Annotated in this window: 16 protein-coding genes; 5 read left to right on the forward strand and 11 right to left on the reverse strand. The window is 65.3% G+C overall.

Annotated elements, in window-relative coordinates:
* The first annotated feature begins 115 nt into the window (after positions 1 to 115).
* Positions 116 to 712 (forward strand): LPXTG cell wall anchor domain-containing protein, encoded by a 597-nt coding sequence (locus ACZYZ5_RS03515; RefSeq protein ID WP_463899193.1) that lies wholly within the window; start codon positions 116 to 118, stop codon positions 710 to 712.
* Between the two features lie 122 nt (positions 713 to 834).
* Positions 835 to 1,290 carry a VanZ family protein gene (locus ACZYZ5_RS03520; RefSeq protein ID WP_463899194.1) on the forward strand — a complete coding sequence of 152 codons (456 nt, stop codon included), beginning with the start codon at positions 835 to 837 and terminating at the stop codon, positions 1,288 to 1,290.
* A gap of 2 nt (positions 1,291 to 1,292) precedes the next feature.
* Here ACZYZ5_RS03520 and galU read toward each other — a convergent pair whose 3' ends face one another.
* From galU to paaA, 7 genes are all read right to left on the reverse strand, one after another.
* Positions 1,293 to 2,183: a UTP--glucose-1-phosphate uridylyltransferase GalU gene (gene galU, locus ACZYZ5_RS03525; protein WP_463899195.1), complete on the reverse strand. Its 891-nt coding sequence runs from the start codon at positions 2,181 to 2,183 to the stop codon at positions 1,293 to 1,295.
* 98 nt (positions 2,184 to 2,281) lie between these two features.
* The gene (locus ACZYZ5_RS03530; protein WP_463899197.1) at positions 2,282 to 3,061 is read right to left on the reverse strand and encodes an enoyl-CoA hydratase/isomerase family protein; all 780 of its coding nucleotides are present in this window, start codon (positions 3,059 to 3,061) and stop codon (positions 2,282 to 2,284) included.
* A gap of 39 nt (positions 3,062 to 3,100) precedes the next feature.
* Entirely contained in the window at positions 3,101 to 4,333 is a 1,233-nt protein-coding gene (paaE, locus tag ACZYZ5_RS03535; protein WP_463899198.1) for a 1,2-phenylacetyl-CoA epoxidase subunit PaaE, read from the reverse strand.
* 14 nt (positions 4,334 to 4,347) lie between these two features.
* Positions 4,348 to 4,899, reverse strand: a complete 552-nt coding sequence (gene paaD / locus ACZYZ5_RS03540) for a 1,2-phenylacetyl-CoA epoxidase subunit PaaD (protein ID WP_463899245.1) — start codon at positions 4,897 to 4,899, stop codon at positions 4,348 to 4,350.
* Positions 4,900 to 4,910: 11 nt separating this feature from the next.
* On the reverse strand, positions 4,911 to 5,849 hold the full coding sequence (gene paaC, locus ACZYZ5_RS03545) for a 1,2-phenylacetyl-CoA epoxidase subunit PaaC (protein WP_463899199.1): 939 nt from the start codon (positions 5,847 to 5,849) through the stop codon (positions 4,911 to 4,913).
* Entirely contained in the window at positions 5,846 to 6,265 is a 420-nt protein-coding gene (paaB, locus tag ACZYZ5_RS03550) for a 1,2-phenylacetyl-CoA epoxidase subunit PaaB (RefSeq protein ID WP_463899201.1), read from the reverse strand. The genes paaC and paaB overlap by 4 nt, the downstream gene beginning before the upstream one ends.
* Complete coding sequence (gene paaA / locus ACZYZ5_RS03555) at positions 6,262 to 7,293, reverse strand: 1,2-phenylacetyl-CoA epoxidase subunit PaaA (protein ID WP_463899203.1); 1,032 nt, start codon at positions 7,291 to 7,293, stop codon at positions 6,262 to 6,264. Before paaA ends, paaB begins: the two co-directional genes overlap by 4 nt.
* Positions 7,294 to 7,423: 130 nt before the next feature.
* Between paaA and lepB the strand changes: the two genes are divergently transcribed.
* Positions 7,424 to 8,137 carry a signal peptidase I gene (gene lepB / locus ACZYZ5_RS03560; RefSeq protein ID WP_463899204.1) on the forward strand — a complete coding sequence of 238 codons (714 nt, stop codon included), beginning with the start codon at positions 7,424 to 7,426 and terminating at the stop codon, positions 8,135 to 8,137.
* Between the two features lie 60 nt (positions 8,138 to 8,197).
* Here lepB and ACZYZ5_RS03565 read toward each other — a convergent pair whose 3' ends face one another.
* The 3 genes from ACZYZ5_RS03565 to ACZYZ5_RS03575 form a co-directional block, all read right to left on the reverse strand.
* A complete protein-coding gene (locus tag ACZYZ5_RS03565; protein WP_463899205.1) occupies positions 8,198 to 9,778 on the reverse strand; it encodes a tyrosine-protein kinase domain-containing protein in 1,581 nt (526 codons plus the stop codon).
* Positions 9,779 to 9,862: 84 nt separating this feature from the next.
* Positions 9,863 to 11,047, reverse strand: coding sequence for a hypothetical protein (locus ACZYZ5_RS03570; protein ID WP_463899207.1), 1,185 nt, complete (start codon positions 11,045 to 11,047; stop codon positions 9,863 to 9,865).
* A gap of 174 nt (positions 11,048 to 11,221) precedes the next feature.
* Complete coding sequence (locus tag ACZYZ5_RS03575; RefSeq protein ID WP_463899208.1) at positions 11,222 to 11,779, reverse strand: hypothetical protein; 558 nt, start codon at positions 11,777 to 11,779, stop codon at positions 11,222 to 11,224.
* Positions 11,780 to 12,019: 240 nt separating this feature from the next.
* Here ACZYZ5_RS03575 and ACZYZ5_RS03580 point away from each other — a divergent pair, with 240 nt between their 5' ends.
* Together ACZYZ5_RS03580 and ACZYZ5_RS03585 are read left to right on the forward strand one after the other, a co-directional pair.
* On the forward strand, positions 12,020 to 12,610 hold the full coding sequence (locus tag ACZYZ5_RS03580; RefSeq protein WP_463899210.1) for an arsenate reductase/protein-tyrosine-phosphatase family protein: 591 nt from the start codon (positions 12,020 to 12,022) through the stop codon (positions 12,608 to 12,610).
* A 59-nt stretch (positions 12,611 to 12,669) separates the two neighbouring features.
* Positions 12,670 to 13,755 (forward strand): LCP family protein, encoded by a 1,086-nt coding sequence (locus ACZYZ5_RS03585; protein WP_463899211.1) that lies wholly within the window; start codon positions 12,670 to 12,672, stop codon positions 13,753 to 13,755.
* Between the two features lie 46 nt (positions 13,756 to 13,801).
* On the opposite strand, the gene ACZYZ5_RS03590 is transcribed toward ACZYZ5_RS03585, so the two are convergent.
* Positions 13,802 to 15,096: sugar nucleotide-binding protein (locus ACZYZ5_RS03590; protein WP_463899212.1), on the reverse strand; the 1,295-nt coding region annotated here is incomplete at its 5' end.

Here is a 15,096-nt window from a genome sequence, read left to right on the forward strand (position 1 = left end):
GTTTTGGGTGCTAGTGTCTGCAGGGACTTAACTAATGAGATTTCAACTGGCGGCCGCTGGGGGGCCGGAATCTCCACATCGCGTGACACTCGTATATACGGTCTCAGGGGGACACATGAAGAAAACACTTGCCGCGATCACACTCGCTGGCTCCATCGCACTCATCGGCGCCGTTCCGGCCATGGCAACAAGCAGGCCCTACCCGGCTCCGCCCGCCAACTCCGCTGTCTCTGACGGCACCGTTGGCCCGGGCGAGCAGTTCGTCTTCCGCGGCAGAGGCTTCAAAGCCGGCGAAGGACTCTCCATCAGCGTCACACCCGGCGGCAGGCCTGCGTCAACCGGCGCCAGCGTCAACGGCCGTGGCATGAGCGTCTCCGGCAAGATCACTCTGCCGCTGGCACCGCAGGAGTTCTCCTCCAGCGCAGACGCCAGTGGCGCCTTTTCTTTCCCGGTCAGCATCGGTGAGGCCGGTGTCTACACCCTCACCGCGACCGGTCTGGAGTCTGGCGTTACCGCCAGCTCGAGCGTCACGGTGCAGGGTGCCGCAGTGGGTGCCAACCTTGCGACCACGGGTAACGGAACCGCACTCGCCAACACAGGTGCAGATTCCAACCTGATGATCTGGTCGCTCGTCGGCGCAGGGGCCCTGGCTGCCGGCGTTACCTCCGTCGTAGTGGTTCGTCGCCGTGCCAAGGCTGACGTAACAGCCTAGGCATTAGTCAACAAGCAAAATGAGGGTGGTGGTCTCCGGGAATCCGGAGACCACCACTCTTTGCTTTGTCATAGGAAGTGGCGGGCACACCTGTTCTGAATTAGCCGTGGTTAGGATGTGCTGTGGTTGAAGACTCTGCGGCCCGTATGAGGGCACTGTCCACGCCTCAGGTCTGGCGCGGAGTCCTGGCAGGCTTCCTGACCGTCCTGGCACTGATTGGATTCTGGCCGAGTCCGGTGGACAAGCCGGTGCAGGGACAGATTGCCGGATTCCTATTCCTGATCCACAAACTCGGTGTTCCGGCATGGCTTGGCTACGGATTCGTCGAGGCCTCCGCTAATGTAGCCCTCTTTGTACCCCTCGGGGTCCTGGCGACGTTAGCCTTTCCGAAGAAACCCTGGTGGCAGATCGGTGCCTTGGGGCTGCTGGTTTCCGGGTGTATGGAGCTGGGGCAGCTTCTATTCCTTCACAGCCGCTTCCCCAGCCCACTGGACCTTGCCACCAACACCGCCGGATGCCTCCTTGGCTTCCTCCTGGTGGCGCACCTTGTTCGCCCCCGGAGCCCCGCGAGCCGCTAGTTTCAGCTGACGAAGGCCTTCATCCAGGTCTTGAGCTCTTCACCGAACTCCACCCGTTCCGAGGCAATGGAAATGACAGCCTTCAGGTAGCTGAGTTTGTCGCCTGTGTCGTAGCGGCGGCCCTTGAATACCACCCCGTACACGCCGCCGCCCTCGCAGTCCGAGGTGGCTAGGGTCTGCAGGGCGTCGGTGAGCTGGATTTCGCCGCCCCGGCCGGGCTCGGTTTCCTCCAGGACATCGAAGACCGCAGGGTGGAGCACATACCGCCCGATGACGGCCAGGTTGGAGGGCGCGTCCACGATCGAGGGTTTTTCCACCAGCCGGTTGACGCGGACATGGCCTTCGCCGTCGACGGGCGAAACATCGGCGCAGCCGTAGGCGCTGATCTCGGCGGGGTCCACCTCGATCAGGGCGATGACGGAGCCGCCGGTCCGGGCCTGCACCTCGATCATGGTGCTCAGGAGCTCGTCGCGCTCGTCGATCAGGTCATCGCCCAGCAGGACGGCGAAGGGCTCGTCGCCCACATGCTGGCGGGCGCAGAGTACAGCGTGCCCTAGGCCCTTCGGGTCGCCCTGGCGGACGTAGTGCAGCGGTCCCAGGCTGGAGGCGTGCTGGACAGCTTCCAGGCGGTCCACATCGCCCTTGTCCTCGAGGGTGCGCTCCAGGTTAGGTTCGCGGTCGAAGTGGTCTTCCAGGGCGCGCTTCTGGCGGCCGGTGATCATCAGGAGGTCCGTCAGGCCGGCTTTGACGGCCTCTTCCACCACGTACTGGATGGCCGGCTGGTCCACTACCGGCAGCATTTCCTTCGGCATTGCCTTGGTGGCGGGCAGGAATCGCGTTCCCAATCCGGCAGCAGGAATGACGGCTTTTCTAATGGTTTTCCCCAAAGTCATAAACGAACCTTACAAGGACGCCCGGATAAACGAAATCCCGTTACCTAAAGACAAGTGCCGGGACAACGCGGACGTCCATAGCCCGCTTTTCGGCGCTGCTAGCCCTTGAAAACAGGCTTGCGCTTTTCCTGGAACGCCAGGAACCCCTCCGCGTAGTCCTCGGTCTTGCAGAGCCGGGCCTGCTCGGCGTTCTCCTCTTCCATGGATTCCCAGAGGCCCAGGCGCTGGTCCCGGATGTGCGCGACGAGTTCCTTGCTGGCGTTGAAGGCGCTGGTGGCGCCGGTGGCTGCCTTGGCTACGATGGCGCGGGTGGTCTCCAGCAGGTCAGCCGCGGGCAAGGCCCGGCTGAACATTCCCTGGGCCACGGCGTCTGCGCCGCTCATGAGCTCGGCGGTGTAGATCAGGTCCAGGGTACGGTGCATGCCGAGGCGTTCGGTAAAGTACCAGTGCCCGCCCGAATCGAGGGTGGCGCCCAGGTTCGCGAAAGGGGAACCGAACTTGGCGTTCTCGGCCACATAGACCACGTCGGTGGCCAGCAGCAGCCCCAGCCCCACGCCCAGGCAGGCCCCCTGGGCCGCCGCGAAGGTGGGGGCCGGGAATGCACTCATCTTCTTCAGCAGCGGCTGCAGGAGACCGCCCAGGTACGCCTGGACGTCGTCCGTCTCCGGCGTGACCCCGGCGATGTCCCGGCCCGCGCAGAACGCGCGCCCTTCTCCGCGGAGCAGCAGCGCCCGCACCTCACCGCGGGAGGCGGCGGCAGCGGCGTCGTCGTACGCCTGTGCTAAATCCTTCAGGGCCTGCCCGTCGAGGGAGTTGAGCTTGTGCGGGGCGTCGAGGACGATCTCGGCGATGCCGTCGGCGATGGAGAGGGAAATCATGGGGCTCCTGGGGTCGGGCGGGAAGTGCGGTTCGGACGGTCAGACGTCGAAGTCGACGGTGACTTCCGGCGTGGTGGGGTGGGACTGGCAGGTCAGCACGTAGCCCTTGTCCAGTTCGTCCTGCTCCAGCGCGTAGTTCTCGTCCATGGTGACGGCACCGGTGACCACCTTGGCCCGGCAGGTGCCGCAGACGCCGCCGGCGCACGCGAACGGCACGTCCGGGCGGACCCGCAGGGCCGCGTTCAGGATCGATTCGCGGGCGTGCGTGGGGCTGGCCACCTCGCCCTGGAGGCCGTCCAGCTTGAAGGTGATCTTGTAGGTGGCCTGCGACTCGTCCACAATCACCGGGCGTCCGGCGTTGCCCTCGGGGCGGTCCGGCTTGCCGGTGGTGAACAGTTCGAAGCGGATGTGGTCCGGGTTGACGCCGCGCTCGGCCAGGGTGTCCCGGCACAGCTGGACGAGCTCGAACGGCCCACACAGGAACCACTCGTCGACGTCGTCGGCGTGGATGGCGGTCCCCAGCAGGGCCTGCAGCTTCTCCGCGTCGATCCGGCCGCTGAGCAGCGGGGCGATCCGCTGTTCGCGGGAAAGCACGTGGTGCAGGGCAAGCCGGGCCGGGTACTTGTCCTTCAGGTCGGCGAGTTCCTCGAGGAACATCACGTCCATGGCGGCCTTGTTGGCGTAGACCAGGTCGAAGCGGGTTTCCGGGTGCGCCGCGAGCAGCGTGCGGGCGATCGCGATGACCGGGGTGATGCCGGAGCCGGCGGCGATCGCGACGAAGGAACCGGGCTCCCCCGCGAGTTCGTTAGCCATGGCCTCCGGGTGGTTCATCGAGTTCATCAGGTTCTGCTCTTTGCCGTCCCGGCCGTGCTTGGACACGAACGCGCCCATCGGGCTCATCACGTCCAGGACGTCGCCGGTCTTGAGCTCGGCGTTCGCCCAGGTGGAGAACAGTCCGCCTAGGTCCTTCTTGATCGCGACCCGGATCTCGCTGCTGCCGTCCGCGAAGCTCCGCGGTTCGGCGCAAATGGAGTAGCTGCGCCGGGTTTCCTTCGGCTCGCCGTTCTCATCGGGCAGGGTGGTGCGCAGGGCGACGTACTGGCCCGGGAGGTAATCGAACTGGCCGGCGAGGTCGGCGGGAACGCCGAAGGTCACCTCGATCGCATCATCGGTGAGCCGGCGGACCTCGTCCACGGTCAGCGGGTGGAAGGACGCGCGGCGGCGGCCGGTGGCTGCAGCCGTTTCAGCGGCGGTCTGGCGGACAACAGTCATGGGGCACCTGTTCCTTACAAAACTTTGAAGTAGTCGAACGGTTCCTTGCAGTCCTGGCAGACGTACAGCGCCTTGCAGGAGGTGGAACCGAAGCGGGTGAGTTCCTTGGTGTTCAGCGATGAACACTGCGGGCACTTGACGGCGAGGGACAGACGGACCGGCCCCGCGTGACGCACGGCGGCCGAGTGGCCGGAGGGCGGCGCGATGCCGTACTCCCGCAGCTTGGCCTTGCCGGCCTCGCTCATCCAGTCGGTGGTCCACGCCGGGGCGAGCACCATTTCCACGTTGACGCTGGGGTAGCCCTCGCGGCGGAAGGCCGCCTTGAGGTCATCGCGGATGGCGTCCATGGCCGGGCAGCCGGAGTACGTCGGCGTGATGGTGACCTGCACCGCCGGGACCATGCCGCCGTCGTCGTAGAGCTGGACGTTGCGTAGGATCCCCAGGTCCTCGATGGTGAGGACCGGGATTTCCGGGTCGCAGACGGTGGCGGCGAGCTCCCAGGCCTTCTGTTCGGGAGTCCTCGTGTCTTCGCGGCGGGTGGCCGCGGTGGGGTGGCTGACGTACATGTCCATGGTGGTTACCAGCTGGCTCCGGGGTACTCGCGGGCGAGCACCTGCATTTCGGCCAGAAGGTAGCCGAGGTGTTCGGAGTGCAGCCCCTGGCGCCCGCCGCCGGGGGCGGGCTGGACCTTGGGCACATCCAGTTCCGCTGCGGCGAGGACCTCCCCGGTGAGCCGGTCGAAGTCGGCGCGCAGGCTGGACGGCTCAACGGCGGCGCCGGACGCGCTGAGGCGGGCGGTGAGTTCGTCATCGCGGAACAGCTCGTCCACGTAGGGCCAGATGACCTTGAAGGCGTGAATCATCTTCTCGCGGGACTCGTCCGTGCCCTGGGCCAGGCGCAGCACCCACTGGGCGCTGTGGTCGCGGTGGTAGTCCACTTCCTTGACGGCCTTGGCGGCGATGCCGGCCAGGGTGGCGTCAGTGGACTCGGTCAGCCGGCGGTAGAGCTCGAACTGGTAGTAGCTGACGACGAACTGCCGGGCGATGGTGACGGCAAAGTCACCATTCGGGAGTTCGAAGATCCCCGCGGAGCGGAATTCGGACTCGCGGCGGAAGTACGCGAGGTCGTCCTCGCTCCGGCCATCGAAGCCGCCGGCGTAGCTGAGGAAGGACCGGGCGTGGCCTAGCTCATCCAGGGCGATGTTGCCGAGGGCCACGTCCTCCTCGAGCTCCGGGGCGCGGGAGATCCAGTGGCCCAGGCGCTGGGCGAGGACCAGGGCGTCATCGCCCAGGCGCAGGGCGAACTCGGCGACGTCCTCGCTCGGCTTGGCGGTGCCGCGGTTCACGGCCAGGGCGATGTCCTCGGGGCGGAGGGCGTTGCCGGGCGTGATGCGGGTGGCGCTGGCCGTAGCCTCGCCGCTGTTGCCAGATCCCTTGACGCCGACCGAGATGTCGCCGTGGCCGCCGGTTTCTTCTGCGGGGGCCGCAGCGGCCGCAGTTTCGGGTGAGGTGCTCACAGGTGCTTCACGCCCTCGCTCTTGGTGTAGTACGTTGCGTGCCGGTAGTCCTTGCCTTGGGGTGACTCGAAGAACGAGCCCTTGGCGTCCGGGTCGCTGGAGGCAATGGCGTCGGCCGGGACAACCCAGATGGACACGCCCTCATTGCGGCGGGTGTAGAGGTCGCGGGCATTGCGCAAGGCCATGGCGGCGTCCGGCGCGTGCAGGGAGCCGGCGTGCACGTGGGACAGGCCGCGGCTGGAGCGGACGAAAACTTCCCAGATGGGCCAGACGTTTCCGGTTACCGCTGTGGGGCGGGCCTCCGTGGCGGCGGGCGCGTTCGCCCGGGCTGCTGCCTGATCTTCTGCCTTGTCAATGGACCGTGAGCCGCTGTCTGCGGTACTTGCCGGGAACTCCGGGTTGCCGTGTGGGCTCATGCTGCAAATTCCTTCTCTGCTTGCTTCTTGGCCTGTTTTTCCGCGTAGGCGGCCGCGGCTTCGCGGACCCAGGCGCCGTCGTTGTGGGCTTCGCGGCGCCGTTCCAGGCGCTGGGCGTTGCAGGGGCCGCGGCCGGCGAGGACTTCGTGGAATTCATCCCAGTCCAGCGGGCCGTGCTCCCACTTTTTGGTTTCCTCGTTGAAACGGATGTCCTTGTCCGGGAGGGTGAGCTCCAGGACCTTGACCTGCTCCATCATCATGCCGACGAAGCGGTTGCGCAGTTCGTCGTTGCTGAAGCGCTTGATGTTCCAGGCCATGGACTGCTTGGAGTTGGGCGAGTCGTCATCCGGCGGGCCGAACATCATCAGGGCCGGGGCGTACCAGCGGTTCACCGCGTCCTGGGCCATCTGCTTCTGTTCGGGGGTGCCGTGGGAGAGTTCCAGCAGGATCTCGAAGCCCTGGCGCTGGTGGAAGGATTCTTCCTTGCAGACGCGGACCATGGCGCGGCCGTAGGGGCCGAAGGAGGCCCGGCAGAGGGGCACCTGGTTGGCGATCGCGGCGCCGTCGACCATCCAGCCGATGGCGCCCATGTCAGCCCACGTGCGGGCGGGGTAGTTGAAGATGGAGGAGTACTTGGCCTTGCCGTCCATCAGGTCCTGCATCATCTGATCGCGCGGCTGGCCGAGGGTCTCGGCGGCGGAGTACAGGTACAGGCCGTGGCCTGCCTCGTCCTGGACCTTGGCCATCAGAATGGCCTTGCGCTTGAGGCTGGGGGCGCGGGAGATCCAGTTGGCTTCCGGCTGCATGCCGATGATCTCCGAGTGCGCGTGCTGGGAGATCTGGCGCAGCAGGGTCTTGCGGTATGCCGGGGGCATCCAGTCGCGGGGTTCGATCCGCGAGTCTTCCGCCATGACTTTGTCGAAGTATGCCTGGCCTTCGGCCTCGCGCCGGGCCACATCTTCAAGGCTCTGTTCGTGCCGTGCCGCTGTTGGCTCTCCGGGCACTGACTGCAGGGTCTGCGATGCCATGGTTGCTCCTATGCATTTCCGATAAATAATTACCGACCGTTCGTTCAGGATATGCGGAAGGCGGGAGATGCGTCAAGCACCGGGGTGAACTGGCGGCAGTCTGGCCGCAGGCCGGTGGTAGCTTGAACTCGTGAAGATAGCCGCCGGCAAGAAGCTCCCCCTCTGGGCCTCCGTGGTCCGGAACATGCTGATCGCCCTGGTGGCCGTCTCCCTGGTCCAGGGGTTCCTGGTGAAGGCCTACCGGATCCCGTCCGGATCGATGGAGCCGACGCTGCAGGGATCCGCGGACGGCGGCGACAGAATCCTGGTCAACCGGCTTGCCTACGCGGGCTCAGCACCGGGCGCCGGGGACATCGTGGTGTTCACCCGTCCGGATAGCTGGCAGGCGGAATCCGCGGTGCCCCGCAGCGGCGGGATCGCCGGGCTGGCCCGCACCTTCGGCGACGTCACGGGGATCGGCCCCTCCAACGAGCGATTCCTGGTGAAGCGGGTGGTTGCCACCGGAGGCCAGACCATCAGCTGCTGCGGAGACGATGGCAAACTGCGCATCGACGGCCAGCCGCTCGACGAGCCCTATATTTTCGAGGATCTGCCGTTCGAGGCTGGCAGCCTCGACTGCACGAGTAGCCCACGGTCCCTCCGCTGCGTTCCCCCGTTTACAGTCCCCGAGGGCGAGCTGGTGGTGCTGGGCGACCACCGATCCAACTCCGTGGATTCAGCGATCGCCTGCCGGACGCTGGAAGTTGAACCGGTCGAATGCATCTGGACGATCCCGGCCTCCGCCGTCGTCGGCCGGGTGGCGGGCAGGTTCTGGCCGCTGAACCGCGCCGGCGGAGTGGACTGACGTTCTCTTAAGTCAAAAAAAATCCCCCGGAGCGTATGCTCCGAGGGAAATTTTCAATTCTCAGTCAAAGGAAGTCCGGCTTCGCGCCGGCAACCGCGTCGCCGGACGCGCAGGCGATACCGCGCTTTGGTCGTAGACGGGCTCGGGTTCCAGATGGTCCCGCGAAGATCCGGCGGACACCGGTTCGGGCTGCGGTGCCTGGGACTGATACGCGGTGTAGTACTGGTACGAGCCTGCACCGGTGGTGGGCACACGGTTGAGGATGGTGCCCAGGATGTTGCCATTCACCCGGTTGAGGTTGCCTAGGGACTTGCCCAGCTCTTCATCGGTGGTCTTGCCGGCCCTGATGACAACGATTGCTCCGTCGGCAATGCGTGTGAGCACGGCGGCGTCGGTGACGGGGAGCAAAGGCGGAGCGTCGACCAGCACGATAGCGTCCTGAGCAAGGGTTTTGAGCAGGGTCTTCATGGCCTGCGATCCCAACAGTTCGCTGGGGTTCGGCGGGATCCGGCCGGATCCAAGTACGCGGAGGTTGGGCATGGCGCTCCACTCCTGCAGCACGTCCTCCAGCTCGGCGTGGCCACTCAGGACGTCGGTGACACCGACACCGGGGACCAGGTTGAAGACATCGACCAGGGTGGGACGGCGCAGATCGCCATCGACGACCACAACGTTCTCGCCCGCGGCCGCCATGGTGACTGCCAGGTTGGCGGTCACCGTCGATTTGCCCTCGGCCGGAACGGAACTAGTCACCACGATGATCCGTGGAGGATTGTCGACGTCGACGTACTGAAGGTTTGTCCGGAGTTCCCGCAGGGCTTCGGTTATCGCATGCGAGCCTTCGCTGGCCGCGACGGGACTGAAGCCGTCGTCCAGCACGGCGCTTTTGCCGTCCAGGCGGTGGTCTACCGGGAGCGTGCCCAGCACGGGCACGCCGAACCGGCGTTCGATCGCGGTGGCGCTGCGGAGCCTGCGGTCCAGGTGGTGGCGGAGCAGGGCATAAAGGATTCCGAGGGCCAGTCCGGCCAGAGCTCCGATCGCGAGCGTGAGCTTGACGTTAGGGGAGGTCGGTGCGGTCGGCAGGGGGGCCTCACCCAGTGCAACCACACGGATAACGGGAACGGGGACGACATCCGAGCCCTCGACGGCCGGAATGCTTTCCATCTCGTTGACTTGCTCGGCCAGACCCTTGACCCAGGCATCGGCGACCCGTTGAGCGGTTGCGGGATCGGTAGAGGTTGCGGTGACTGCAATCTGGGCGCTTTCCTTTGGAAGGGTCACGGAGATTGACCCCAGGAGAGCGTCGGGCGATGTGGTGATGCCCAGCGACGCGACGACGCGCTCGGCGACGAGCCGGGACTTGGCCACCGACTCATACTTGGCGGCCTTGGTCTGCGCCAGGTTCTCGCTCATGAGCGAGAGGCTGAGGTTGTCCGAGCCGCCTGCCACTACGATTCCGCTGGACTGCGCGGAGTAGATCTTCGGCTGCAGCAGGGTCCAGCAGAAGGCCAGCACTGTAAAAGCCAAGGTGAAAGCCAGGATGCCCTTCCAGCGGGCCCGGGCGATGCGCAGGTAATCCTCCAGCGCAAGTCCTGCCTGTGGCTGCCCGTTGTTGTTGTCGGCCGTTTCAAAACCAGTCACGCCTTGGTCCTCTCCCCCGTGCTTGGCCCCAACGACCCACACGAAAATTTACTGTACGGTACGGTGACCGCGTTGGCGTGCATATTAACCGCGCAGGAGTAATCCCTGGTCAACGAGCCCGTCCACGGCCTCATCCAGCAGCGCTTCATAGCCTTCAGGCAGCCCGTGCAAGGTCTCTATCCGGTCCACAATCGTCTGCATCGACACCGGACTCTGGGCGGTCAGCCAGATGATGGGTCCGATGCCGCTAAGCCTGGTGAGTTCGGTTTGGGAGAGGACCAACAGATCTTCGCCGATCTGGACTGCGTCAACGGCTAGGGTCCTTTGCAACCAGCCCGCGAGAAGTGGGTCGAACGATTCTGTCCCGACCTGGTCTGCTGGGTCGGTATCCGGCATGGGCAAGGCGGGCGACCATTCCTTGACTCCTTCTGACAATCCGACCGGACCGTTATGAAAGAGCGGAGCCAGGCTGCCCTTCAGGTCAGCTGCTTCCGAATAGCTGACTCGGAACACGCCGCCCACACTGTCGATCAGCCGGCAGAGCGATTGCAGCGGCCGGGCCACGGCAGCCTGGGAGGATGTGTCCGGAATGAGAGCCAGCACTGCTTCAATGAGAGGGACCGGCTCGATGACGGGCGGCTGATAGGCCCCACTGCCAACCCTGTCGAGCAGCGCGATGGCCCTGAGGAGGGGTTTATCCGGCGCGGTTTGCAGGCCAAGCTCGTCCGGACCCACCTGCAGTTTGGGGGCGCCAGGCGTAGCCTGCTTAACGGATAGCGGCTTCGCATAGGGCACAACGGTTCCATCAGCACGGATGGCGACTGTTTCGTCAGTTATGTAACCGAAGGTCCGAGCAAGATTCGAGGAAGCCGTCGTCTTCCCGGTGCCGGATTTTGCCACCAGGGCAAGTACGGCGCCATCGGAGTCCGCGACCCCGCAAGCGTGGAGCATGGTCAGCTCGCCGGCGCGTTCTAGAATGGCCGCAACTGTGACTTCCGAGGTCACCGCTTCGGCCAAGCCCTCAAAGGAATCCGAGCCAAGGTGCCGCACACCGACGCCGGGGAGCTTGGAATCAAAGTAGAGGGATGCCGTAAAGGGCATGTCCGACGCGCAGGACTCCGCTCCCGACATGGTGGGGCGCGGATCGCTCAGGCACCGGCTCCAAGCCTTGGCCATCGCCTCCCGATTGCCAGCGGTCACCGCCCCACTCCAACGAACGGTAAAGCTGGTTTCCAGCACGTTAATATTCAAGTCGCTGGAAACCTTCAACTAACTTCCCTAATTCCGCAATGATTTCGGGGAGGAGCGTCATCCGCTAAGAAATGCCCCCGCCGGCAAACCTGCTTCGGCATGGCACTCCTCCAAAGTCCGGCATGTCGATACTTGCCATTAGATCACTAGTGGAGAGCCACTGGACAGTTGGGCTCGTTACGTCCGAGGGCTCTACGCGTTCATGTGCATCGTCGAGGAATTCTTTGGCATAACGCGGCCGCCGGGGAGGGTGATGTTCATGTCAATGGTGTAGTCGGCCGCCGGGTCCGCTTGTTTTCCGTTGTGGGAATATGAGCCGAAGGCAAAAGTTTGGGTCTGGTTCGCCGGAATGTTTACGGGGAAAGTGAAGGTAATCGTCCAAACGTTGGCGGCAGAGAATGCCCCTGCAACGGACACCGTTCCCCCCGTGAGTGCTCCGATACCGGTTCCAGGCTTGCCTGAAGTAGTCGGCGTAATCGTGAGCTTAGCGGTCGCGTTGCCGTTGATGGCAGAGCCCGGCGTGTTGTGAATGGCCAAACCCACGGGGGCCGTTCCCGTTTTTGGCGGTGATCCCTTGTAGGACACGGTCCCCGACGAACCGAAAGCCGAAGTTGCGGTCCTCTCCGACGCCGCAGCGGCCGGCGCTGCAATAGCCGCGGCAATGACAGGCACGCCCCACGCTGCGCCCTTCACAACGGCACGGCGGTCGAAACTGGTCTTCGGTGCGGTCAGGCTCTTTGTCTCCGACATCGTTTTACCCCAAGTCTTGTGCGGCTGAGAACCCCCAGTCGGGCCAGCTCCTGCCGAGCGTTTCGGCATCCTTGGACGACTGTACGCAGAAAAGCGTGAATCTTCAATATCAAGATGCTTTATTTTCAAGAACGACAGAACTCGGCTCTATCTCCCTGTATCAGTCTGGTCACGCCCGGCGCGGCTAGACTCAAGACCACGCCACCGGCACGAGTCTCGCTACTGGAAGTTGGGAAAACCTTGGAAGCGCCCCACCCCGTCCGGATCCTGACCGTCTGCACCGGCAACATCTGCCGCTCGCCGGTCGCCGAGCGTCTGCTGCAGACCGGCCTGGACCAGGTGCAGCCCGGCGCCTTCGACGTGCGTAGCGCCGGAACACGGGTCATGGTGGGCGATCCGATCCAACCGCCCTCCGCCGAGATCATCAGGACCTACGGCGGAACCCCGGACGATTTTGCGGCCCGGCTGCTGACCCCCAAGATCCTCAGGGAGTCCGACCTCGTGCTTGCGATGACCGCCAAACACCGCGGCGCCGTAATGCAGATGGACGCCTCCCTGCTGAAGCGGACCTTCACCATCCGCGAATTCGCCCGGATGCTGCAGGTGCTCGAACAGCGCGACACACCGTCCGCCGTCGTCGACCTGCCCGCCTTCTGGCGGGAACTGCCCGCCCGGGCCGCCTCCGTGCGGCACCTGGCGCTGGCCGCGGAGGCCTCCGACAACGACGTGGTGGACCCCTACCGGCGCGGCCAGGAACTGTACAACCAGATGGAGGACGAGCTGGCCCCGGCCATCCTCACCATCCTGCGGTTTGCCCGCCAGCACAGCTGACCGATTTTGCCTCTGTGCCGCCCGCATCTTTTAACGGAGCGCGGTGGTAATGTCCGGCCATGGGAACGTCGCCGGAACCAGCAGAAGCAGCCGCAGGCTCAGCCGCGGCACCGGGCGGATCGCACCGCCGCCGCACCATTGCCATCGCGATCATCGCCGGGCTGGTGGTCGTTGCCGTCGCCGCCGCCGCGTTCCTGCTGAACCGGCCGCGCACCGAAACCGCGGCCCCGGCGCAGACTTCCGCCCCGGCACCGGAGACGTCCCCTGCCCCCACTCCAACTCCCACGCCCACGCCGACCCCGACCCCGGATCCGCCGCCCACCGCGCTCAACATCCTGCTGGTGGGCAGCGACAGCCGCGTGAACGCCCGGGCCGTCGCGGCCTCCGGCGCCACGTCCGACCAGCGCGGGGACTCCCTGGTCCTGCTCCATCTCCCGGCCGACCGGCAGAACATCTACGGCATCTCCATCATGCGCGACCTGTGGGTGGACATCCCCGGCTACGGCGCGGCCAAGGTCAACGCCGCGCTGGAGCTCGGCGGCGTGCCGCTCATGACGCAGACCGTGGAGGCCCTGCTGGGCCAGCCCATCAACCACACCGTGATGCTGGACTTCCAGGGTTTCGCCGCCTTGACCGATGCGCTGGGCGGGGTGGACGTGGACGTCAAGGTGCCCTTCACCAGCACCGTCGATGACATTGTGTATTTCCCGCCGGGGGTCAACCGGCTCACCGGGGTGCAGGCGCTGGCCTTTGTCCGCGAGCGCCACGCCTTCTCCGACGGCGACTACCAGCGGGTCCGGAACCAGCAGACCTTCCTCAGGGCCGTGATGGCCAAGATGGCCGCCGAGGGCGCGCTGACGGACCGCAACACCGTGAAGCAGCTGGTGCAGACGGTCCTCCCCCACGTCACGGTGACCCCCGGACTCACCGTGGAGACGCTGGAACAGCTCGCCTTCAGCCTGCGCAGCACGCCCCCCGGCAACGGCCTGTTCTTCACCCTCCCCAGCGCCGGCGTGGGCTTCAGCCGGGACGGGCAGTCCATCATCCGGCAGAACCCCGCCGCGATCGCCGCGGTGTCCGCGGCGCTGGCCTCCGGGACCCTGGGCGAGTACATCGCCGCGAACGGGCTGCAGAACGGCAACTGACGTGCCGCCGGCCTGTAGCTTCGGCGCCAAGTGACGCGGAGCTAGTTCAGCCGAGCGTTGCTAGGTAGTCCGCGAGGGCCTCTTTCGCGTGCCTCGGAGAGAAACCTGCCGCCTGGATCTTGTCCAGGCGCAGCACGCTATTGAGCGGCCTTGGCGCTGCAGCTTTTCCCTGGAAGTATTCGTCTGTACTGACGCCGGTAATGGCGTCCCTCGACTTGCCGGACAGTGAGTAGACGTCCGCGGCGACTTCCGACCAGGACTGGGCCTCGCCGTCGTTCGTTAGGTTGTATGTCCCGTACTCGGCGCCCGAGTCCAGTAGGTGGCGGATACCGGCTGCGATGTCCTGGGTGAACGCCAGCCGACCGATCTGGTCATTGACCACCTGCGGTGTAATCCCCCTCTGCGCTAGTGACGCCATTGTGCGGACAAAGTTATTTCCTTCGCCGATGACCCAACTGGTCCGGACCGTGTAATGCCGCGAAACGGTACTGACCGCAGCGTCCCCTGCTGCTTTGCTCTGCCCGTACACACCCAACGGGGTCAGCGACTCTTCCTCTGCATGTACTTCGTTGGTTCCGTCGAAAACGTAGTCGGAGGATACGTGGACCAAGGTGAGGTCGTGTTCCGTGGCCGTTCGAGCGAGGCGCGCGACCGCGGTGGCGTTGATGGCCCAGGCGGCTCTCCGACCTTCGGGGGTCTCAGCGGCGTCCACAGCTGTATAGGCGGCCGCGTTGATGATCGTCGAGTAGTTCTTCCAGCTCCGGTCGGTGAAGGCGTCCTCGCTGCCCAGGTCAAACTCCGCTCGCCCGGCGAACTCGACAGAAGTGTCGCCGTCATAAAGGTTCCGCAGCGCCTTCCCGAGCTGACCGTCCGCACCAACCACCAATGTCTTTTTCGGCGGGATCGGGACGACGTCGTTCAGCCGCGGGTGGGCCTTGTCCTTGTCGGAAAGCTCGGCCTGGTCCAGCGGAATGGGCCACGGAATGCTGACAGTCTCGTCCGCGAGGTTCAGGAAGGTGTATTCCGCATCCGCGGACCAGTGATCGTTGACCAGGTAAACGTACGAGGTGTCATCCTCAAGGGTCTGGTACGAGTTGGCGACCCCGCGCGGAACGTAGATCGCCTTGCCCGCGTCCAGCTCCGCGGTGAACACCGTGCCGAAGCTGGGGCCCTCCCGCAGGTCCACCCAGGCACCGAAGATGCGTCCGGACGCCACCGAGACGAACTTATCCCAGGGCTCTGCATGGATTCCCCGGGTGGTTCCGGCCTTGTCGTTATAGGAGATGTTGTTCTGGACCGGCCCGAAATCGGGCAGACCGGCGGCCAGCATCCGCTCGCGCT

Source organism: Pseudarthrobacter ribosi (assembly GCF_055412865.1).